Consider the following 7,652-nt stretch of genomic DNA (forward strand, 5'->3'; position numbering starts at 1 on the left):
CCTCCGCCCCCGCCCCGCTCCCGAGCGAGCCGCCGGGCGCCGGTCCCGTCTCCGAGACCTGGGCCGCGTTCCCGCCGCCGCCCCCGCCGAAGAAGCGCCGCACCGGGCTGATCGCCGCCATCGTCGCGGCCACGCTCCTCGCCGGCGGCGTCGGCGGCGGGATCGGCTACCTGGTGGCCGGCGGCGACAGCGACTCGGCCTCGGTCTCCGCCGACCGCGGCAGCGAGACGGTGGCCAGGCCGCCGGACTCCGTCGCCGGGATAGCGGAGGCGGCCCTGCCCAGCGTGGTGACCATCGAGGCGGGCAGCGCCGCCGAGGGCAGCACGGGCACCGGCTTCGTCTACGACGAGGAGGGCCACATCATGACGAACAACCACGTGGTGGCCAGCGCGGCCAACGGCGGCTCCCTCACCGTCACCTTCTCCGACGGGGAGAGCTACGACGCCGAGGTCGTCGGCCGCGCCGAGGGCTACGACGTGGCGGTGATCCGCATCACCAACCTCCAGGGGCGCGACCTGTCGCCGCTGCCCATGGGCGACTCGGACCAGGTGGCCGTCGGCGACGCGACCATCGCCATCGGCGCACCCTTCGGCCTCTCCGGCACGGTCACCACCGGCATCATCAGCGCCGAGGACCGCCCCGTCGCCTCGAGTGACGGCCAGGGCGGCAGCGCCTCCTACATGAACGCGCTGCAGACCGACGCCTCCATCAACCCGGGCAACTCGGGCGGCCCCCTGCTGAACGCGGACGGCGAGGTCATCGGCGTTAACTCGGCGATCCAGCCCAACCCGAGCGGGGGCGAGGCGGGCAGCATCGGCCTCGGCTTCGCCATCCCGATCAACCAGGCGGAGCGCGTCGCCCAGGACCTGATGGACGGCGGCGAGCCGATCTACCCGATCATCGGCGCCTCGGTGGAGTCCGGCGGCATGGTCACCAACGGTGCGCAGATCGTCGAGTCGACCAACAACGGCAGCGAGCCCGTCACCCCCGGCGGCCCCGCCGACGAGGCCGGCCTCCAGCCCGGCGACGTGATCACCCGCTTCGACGACCGCATCATCGACAGCGGCCCCACCCTGATCAGCCAGATCTGGGCCCGCCAGCCGGGCGACTCAGTCGAGATCACCTACGAGCGAGACGGCCAGGAGCGCACCACCACCCTGGTGTTGGGCGAACGCGTGGGAGACCAGTGACCCACAGCCGCTACGCTGTCCGAGTGCGCCGCCACCGGCGCACGAGGAGGCGTGCCCGAGCGGCCGAAGGGAACGGTCTTGAAAACCGTCGTGGCGGCAACGTCACCGTGAGTTCGAATCTCACCGCCTCCGCCACCTGAGCCCAGCGAACGGCCCCCGACCAGCACGTCTGGTGCGGGGGCCGTCGCTGTGTCCGGCACCCCGCCGGCGACCGTGGCTCCCCGCCATTCCCGCCCGATGGGGCACGCGAGGGGCATGGTGGAGCCGGTTGCTTAGGTCTGTCGGACTGCTCATGAGGCTGGTGGTTTGTAGTCCGCTGCGTATCAGCAGGGTGGTTGTTGCCGCTTCTGGTACTACCTCAGCGCCTCGCGGGGTGGAAGGCAGACTCCGCACATGAGAGCCGTCATGCTTCGGCAAGTGCTACAAGATCAAGCCCTGTACGCGTTGGAGTGGCAGGCGCGCATTGCCCGATGGCGCGAGGAGAACCCCGAGGGCTCGGTGGAAGAGCTCCTGACCTACGTGGATAGCTTCGTTGCGAGCGCGCGACATGAGCTGATCCGGGGTTGGATGGCGACGGATCGCATGTCGGAGCAGGAAGCGACCGACTTCACGGACGAGTACCTGCGCAGATCAGGTGTCGACGGGCTTGCGCTCCGCACCTGGGAGGAAGGTCCGCGCCCGTATGTGCAATGTCCGCTTCCGAACAGGGGGCAGACGCTTGGATGATCATGGAAGTCCTCGGGCACAGCTCCATCCGCGTGACCATGGACGTCTGCACCTTCGTCCGTCTCGACGCCCAGCGCTCCGCCTTCGGCCAGGTCGGCGACGCTCTCAGGGGTGACGGCGACGGCGCCGAGGATGACGGCGGACCCGGGAGCGTCCCCGCGGCCGTGTGATCAGCGGGCCTGGTCGTTGCCGTCAAACGCTGCCGTCAGCGGGCACGCGAAAGCCCCTGTCGATCACTCGACAGGGGCTCTGGCCTGCTGTGCGCTCGGCAGGATTCGAACCCGCAACCTTCTGATCCGTAGCTCAAAATCGATCGGTCGGTGAGGGGCATACCGGTCGCTCCGGGGCCTCCAGAGGACACTACTGAGCGGGGGCGGTTGCTGGGGTTGCTGTATCCGGCTGCTGTACAGCACGATCCTGACCGGGGGCTGATCGATGGAGCGGAAACAGCTCGAACGACTACTGACCGGTGATGACGAGGCGTCCCCGGCTGCCCTGGCCGCTCTGCGCGGCGGCGCTTCCTACGTTGTCTGGGACGGCACCGCGTCCGCCGACTCGCTCGCCAAGATCTACGGACGTCGACTCCGGCACACCGTCCGGAAGAGCATCGACACGACGGGTCTGGATCGCGCCGTGCAACTCCTCGCGCGGCACGGCCAGCCGGTTCGCCTGGGACAAATCAGGGCCGTCGACGGGTCATGGGTCTTCATGCTGTTTCTCAGTCAGGACGGTAGCGAGCTGTTGGCATGCACCGGGGTACGGCAGCCCTCCAGCGAACTCTGACATCACGACGCGCGCCACCCGCTGAAGCGCAAGGAGGCCAACACGCTTTCCAACTGTGTTGGTGGGTTGCTGGGGTGGTGCAGTGGCGTTCACCTGCGTTCATGGGCGGCTGGCCTCCGTGTCGTACTGGGCTTGGGTCCGTCTGCACGGCCGTGAACGGGGCTGAATGAGACGGAAACTGAGACGGTGGCCCACGGTGCTAGAACTGTTGTCGCCACCATGGCACGTCCAGGCTGTCGGCCGAGATGACCTTGGCTCTCGCCAGAATCCTGTTATCGAGGGCCCACACGAGTGCGCGCAGCTCGCGCGCGCTCTTCTTGGGCAGCGCATGGAGGACGGCTTCGAGGTGACCGCGGAAGTGGCCGGCGTTACATCCGCACTCAGGGATGCCGCAGTCAGGGCTCGGGAGCGGGTCTGCGAATCGTCTGAGGGGGCCGTGGGCAAGGGCCTTCCAATGCCAGAACGCTTCCTCCGTGGCCTCGGGCCAGAAGCGGGTTCGCTCGAGCCGACGGAGGTCCGCTGTGCAAGATCCTGAAAGGCGATCGATGGACGGGTACCATCGCCGCCTCAGGACGCGGACAGGGAGTTCACCCCGCAGAGCTGACGGGCGCCTACGCGGCATTGCCCCTTCGGTTGTCGGTCATGGGAGCAACGTACAGCCCTATGCGCCAGAGAGCCACCTCGTCTGCGGTCAACAGACCTGAGCTTGGGAATCACCGTATAGATTCCGCTGAACACGCTCCTGACCTGCTGAAACTCCCGGGCAATCCACCTTCCGCTCAACGTCTCTCGGCGACCGTGATTGACCGCGGTGACCCGCTCTACGCGGCGTGGGTCCTGGCCCTCGTTCTCGGGCTGCGGCGTGGGGAGGTGCTGGGGCTCACCTGGGACTCGGTGAACTTCGACACCGGGGAGCTCTACGTTGATCACCAGCTCCAGCGGGCGGGCCGCGCGATCCTGCACCGGGAGACCAAGACGGAGGACTCGGACGACTTCCTTCCGCTGCCGGACCTGTGCCTTGCCGCGCTCAAGCTCCGGCGTCAGCAGCAGCTCGACGCCAAGCGGGCGGCCGGCGACCTGTGGCAGGACCGGCACGATCTGATCTTCACCACGCGCTACGGCACGCCGATCGAGCCGGGGAACCTCACTCGGCACTTCGCGGTGCGGGCCCGGCGGGCAGGCGGCCGGGTGATCCCGCTGCGGAACACCCGGCACACCACCAGCTCACTCCTGGTCGCGCTGAAGGTTCACCCCAAGATCGCGCAGCGCATCCTGCGGCACTCGCAGATCGCGATGACGCTTGAGGTGTACGCCGAGGCGACCGAGGAGCAGGTCAGGGAGGCGTTGCAGCGGCTCGCGGGCGGGTTCACCACCTGACCCGACCGTTGCGGTACTCCGCTGCTGTACGGCGCGCAAAAGCCCCGTTCCAATCACGGAACGGGGCTTTGACCTGTGCGCTCGGCAGGATTCGAACCTGCAACCTTCTGATCCGTAGTCAGATGCTCTATCCGTTAAGCTACGAGCGCCCTGGCCCCTGGGGGCCGGTGCGGGGACAACATTACAGCACTGCGGGCCAGGGGTGAAATCAGTTGTCCCGGGGGCGGTCGTGTGGCCCTGACCTGCGGTGACTGTGATCCATTAACGTGGCGAAGCCCCGGCCGGGTGGGCCGGGGCTTGGCTGGATGACGGCGGAGGCTCCGGGATTTGAACCCGGGATGGGGGGTAACCCCAAACCGCATTAGCAGTGCGGCGCCATAGACCAGACTAGGCGAAGCCTCCTCGCACGACAGCGTGGTCGCTACGTGCTCGCAAATGATGCCACAGCCCGAACGGCCGCAGCCAATCGGATTCCACCCTACGGGGGTGTCGCCGCCGCGTCGAGTTGCGCAACGGACTCCGGTCGGGAGCGTTAGCAGTGGGGGTCGAGTAACGGCTCGATCACACAACGCACACCTCCTGGAGCGCGCATCATGTCGAACACGCCGAACACACCGAGCACGCGGAAGTCGCGGAAGAAGAACGGTCTCGTCGCCGCGCTCGTCCTGTTCGCGTCAGCCATCGTGGCCGCCGCGCCGCAGGGGCCGCGCGGCCCTCGGGTGGAGCCGGCCGTGGCCCCCACACACCAACTGGTGATCACCGTCGCCGACGCCACCGAGGAGACCAACGGCACCCACACCCTCACCTGCGACCCGGCCGGCGGCGACCACCCCGAGGCGGACGCGGCCTGCGAGACGCTGCTCGCCAGCGAGCAGCCGTTCGAGACGACGGACGAGGGGACGCTCTGCACCTACATGTACGGCGGCCCGGCGCACGCCACCGTCGAGGGGGTGTGGGAAGGCGAGTCGGTGTCCACGGAGTTCACCCGGTCGGACGGGTGCGAGATCGCGCGCTGGGACGCGTTGGTGCCGGCGCTCCCCGAGATGGTGCCGTGAGCGTGTGTGAGCAGGTTCTTCGCGCCGCCTCGTCGCGCCTGTTGCGGCGGGCCGTAGACTCCCCCTAATGACGCGCGCGGGACGTGCACTGAAGACACGTGGGTAGAGGGAGGAACCGACGTCGTGAGCAGCAGGCCAGCGAGAGGCGCTGCTCGCCTCGCCGCAATACTCGACGCGCTGCCCGACGCGCTGTTGCTCGTCAACGGTAACGGCACCGTCGTCAACGCCAACGCCATCGCGATGGAGACCCTGGGCGCCCCCGGCGCCCCGCTCGTCGGGCGTGGACTCCTCGACATCGTCCCGGACTTCGACCCGCGCCGGATCCCCGGCTCGATGCGTCGCCCCGACGACGATCCGACCGCGAGGACCAAGCCCACCCGGATGGTCGCCCGGCGCACGGACGGCGTCGAGCTCCAGGTCGAGGTGACGAGCGCCGGGCTCAACTCCGCGCACTCGCCCTACGCCTCGGCCATAGAGGCGGCGTTCGCGGACGACTACGGCGGCGAGGAGCTGCTGGTGCTGATCATCCGCGACCTGTCGGGCACGCTGGACACCGAGGCGGAACTGGTGCGCCAGCAGCGACAGACGGAGATGATCCTGCGCGCCGCCTCCGAGGGCGTGATAGGGGTCGACACGGCGGGCCGGATCGTGCTGGTGAACCCGGCGGCCGCGCAGATCCTCGGCCATCGGGCCAGCCAGCTCGGCGGCCAGGAGCTGCACCCGCTGGTGCAGCACTCGCGGATCGACGGCACGCCGTTGGCGTTCGAGGAGACCCCGCTCCACGACACCCTGACCTCGGGCCGCAAGCACCGGGTACGCGGCCAGGTGCTGTGGACCAAGGACGGCCGCCCGGTGCCGGTGGACCTGACCACGGCGCCGGTCCGGGACGGCGACCAACTCGTGGGCGCCGTACTGGCGTTCAGCGACCGGCGGAAGTACGACGCGCTGGCGGCCCGACACGCCCAGCTGGTCTCGGTGCTCGGTGAGAGCCTGCGCGGGCCGCTTGACCAGCTGCGCGGCGAACTCGGCTCGTTGGCCGCCGACTCGGCGGGACAGCTGTGGCCCGAGGCCAACCAGGTGCTGCACCATCTCGCCGCCGGCTACTCGCGGATGACCACCCTGCTGGACAACGTACTGAGCTTCCAGCGGCTCGACGAGGGCCGCGAGAAGCTGTCGATCGAGCGGGTCTCGCTCGACGAGGTGGTGTCGGCGGGCGTCGAGGGCGCGACCGAGCTGATCGGCCCGGGGCGCGCGCAGTTCGCGGTGCACGCCCCGCCCATCGAGGCCGAGGTCGACCCGGAGCGGATGGCGCAGGCGCTCGCGCACCTGGTGGCCGACGTGGCCGGCGTCGACGCGACCGGGCAGACCGCGGCCGCCATGGGCGGCGCGCCCGCCGGCGACTCGACGATCGTGGTGGCGGCGGCGCAGCGCGGTGACGTGGTGCGGATCGAGGTGCGCGGCCCGTACGGCGGCGGCAGCCCGGTGCACGAGCCGATCGTGCGGGGCATCGTCCGGCTGCACGGCGGGGTGTTGCAGACGCACGAGGTCGGCGGCGCCGCCGCGTACGTGCTCGAGGTCCCGGTGGCGGCCGGCGGCGGCACGCTGGCGCCCGGCACCGGGGCCGGTGCCGCGCGGGACGGTAGCGGCGACACGACGGTGATGCCGGTGCCGGCGCAGCCGGCGCGCGGCACGGGCGGCGTGGCGCGCCGACCGGCGGCGGCGATCGAGCCGGCGCATCTGCAGAGCGAGCCGCAGGCGGCCGGGCAGTCGCCGACCGGGCGGCGCCGCAGGGCGGCGGCGCCTGACGAGCGGCAGTCGCCCGTAGAGCACGTGCCGGAGCAGCAGTCGGGGACGCAGGGCGGCAACGGCCGGCGCCGGCGCGCGCTGACCGCCGCGCCGCAGGCGCCGGCCGAGGAGACGCCGGCGGAGCCGGGCCCCGGCGGCGAGGCGGCGGCACAGCCGACCGGCCGCCGGCGGCGCGCGGCCGGCCAGGGCGGCCAGGGCGGCCAGGGCGGCCAGGAGGCCGTGGTCCAACTGCCACAGCAGCAAGGGCAGCCGGCGCGGCAGGAGCCGATCGCGCTCGGCCCGGCGCCCGTGCCCGCGCAGGCCAATGCGCCGGCGCCGGCCGGGCCGGTGGGCCTCGAGCCGGCGGTGGGCCAGCCGGGCGTGCCGGGCACGCCGCCCGTCGGCCCCGCCCAGCCGCCAGGGGGCGAGCAATCCGGGCCCCCCGCGCTGCCCGCCGGCCCCGAGGCGCGACAGCATGGACCGCAAGAGGAGGCGGTGGCCGAGGAGCCGCCGCCGGTCGAGCACTCGGTGGTGGCGGCGAGCCCGATCCTGGACGGCACCGCGCCCCGCGTGCCCACGGTGCGACAGCCGCGCGCCCTGCCCATGCCGGGCAGCGACCGCGCCAAGCCCGACCGCTCGCTGCCGGGCGTCAGCGTGCAGACCCTCGGCCAGGGCGTGCCGGTGGCCAGCCTGCCCGAGCGCCGGCAGGTGGCCGGCGCCCTGCCCACCGCCGCGC

At 71.2% G+C, this 7,652-nt stretch carries 6 protein-coding genes, 3 tRNA genes and 1 pseudogene; 8 read left to right on the top strand and 2 right to left on the bottom strand.

All coding sequences use genetic code 11. From position 1 onward, the window contains the following. The 6 genes and pseudogenes from E1265_RS30055 to E1265_RS30075 all read left to right on the top strand — a co-directional run. Positions 1 to 1,190: trypsin-like peptidase domain-containing protein (locus tag E1265_RS30055; RefSeq protein WP_132934140.1), on the top strand; the 1,190-nt coding region annotated here is incomplete at its 5' end. Positions 1,191 to 1,235: 45 nt separating this feature from the next. After that, positions 1,236 to 1,325: transfer RNA gene (locus tag E1265_RS30060), tRNA-Ser, on the top strand. 258 nt (positions 1,326 to 1,583) lie between these two features. Beyond that, positions 1,584 to 1,916, top strand: coding sequence for a hypothetical protein (locus E1265_RS37420; RefSeq protein WP_165953931.1), 333 nt, complete (start codon positions 1,584 to 1,586; stop codon positions 1,914 to 1,916). Further along, positions 1,913 to 2,086 carry a hypothetical protein gene (locus tag E1265_RS30065; protein ID WP_243741214.1) on the top strand — a complete coding sequence of 58 codons (174 nt, stop codon included), beginning with the start codon at positions 1,913 to 1,915 and terminating at the stop codon, positions 2,084 to 2,086. The genes E1265_RS37420 and E1265_RS30065 overlap by 4 nt, the downstream gene beginning before the upstream one ends. A 265-nt stretch (positions 2,087 to 2,351) precedes the next feature. Continuing rightward, positions 2,352 to 2,699, top strand: a complete 348-nt coding sequence (locus E1265_RS30070) for a hypothetical protein (protein WP_132934141.1) — start codon at positions 2,352 to 2,354, stop codon at positions 2,697 to 2,699. Positions 2,700 to 3,518: 819 nt separating this feature from the next. Beyond that, positions 3,519 to 4,076 (top strand): annotated as a pseudogene (locus E1265_RS30075) (site-specific integrase); the annotation flags it as partial. 76 nt (positions 4,077 to 4,152) lie between these two features. Here E1265_RS30075 and E1265_RS30080 read toward each other — a convergent pair. Beyond that, positions 4,153 to 4,225, bottom strand: a tRNA-Arg gene (locus E1265_RS30080). Between the two features lie 163 nt (positions 4,226 to 4,388). Then, positions 4,389 to 4,478: transfer RNA gene (locus E1265_RS30085), tRNA-Ser, on the bottom strand. A gap of 191 nt (positions 4,479 to 4,669) precedes the next feature. Between E1265_RS30085 and E1265_RS30090 the strand changes: the two genes are divergently transcribed. Further along, positions 4,670 to 5,131, top strand: a complete 462-nt coding sequence (locus E1265_RS30090) for an SSI family serine proteinase inhibitor (protein ID WP_132934143.1) — start codon at positions 4,670 to 4,672, stop codon at positions 5,129 to 5,131. Positions 5,132 to 5,254: 123 nt separating this feature from the next. Next, on the top strand, positions 5,255 to 7,652 hold a 2,398-nt coding region (locus E1265_RS30095), incomplete at its 3' end, for a PAS domain-containing protein (RefSeq protein WP_132934144.1).

This window comes from Streptomyces sp. 8K308 (genome assembly GCF_004348315.1).
Classification (GTDB): domain Bacteria; phylum Actinomycetota; class Actinomycetes; order Streptomycetales; family Streptomycetaceae; genus Streptomyces.

What these genes read in the sequence shown, in the direction of transcription:
- E1265_RS37420 (WP_165953931.1), top strand. Translation starts at nt 1,584, where the DNA reads ATGAGAGCCGTCATGCTTCGGCAAGTGCTACAAGATCAAGCCCTGTAC.
- E1265_RS30065 (WP_243741214.1), top strand. Translation starts at nt 1,913, where the DNA reads ATGATCATGGAAGTCCTCGGGCACAGCTCCATCCGCGTGACCATGGAC.
- E1265_RS30070 (WP_132934141.1), top strand. Translation starts at nt 2,352, where the DNA reads ATGGAGCGGAAACAGCTCGAACGACTACTGACCGGTGATGACGAGGCG.
- E1265_RS30090 (WP_132934143.1), top strand. Translation starts at nt 4,670, where the DNA reads ATGTCGAACACGCCGAACACACCGAGCACGCGGAAGTCGCGGAAGAAG.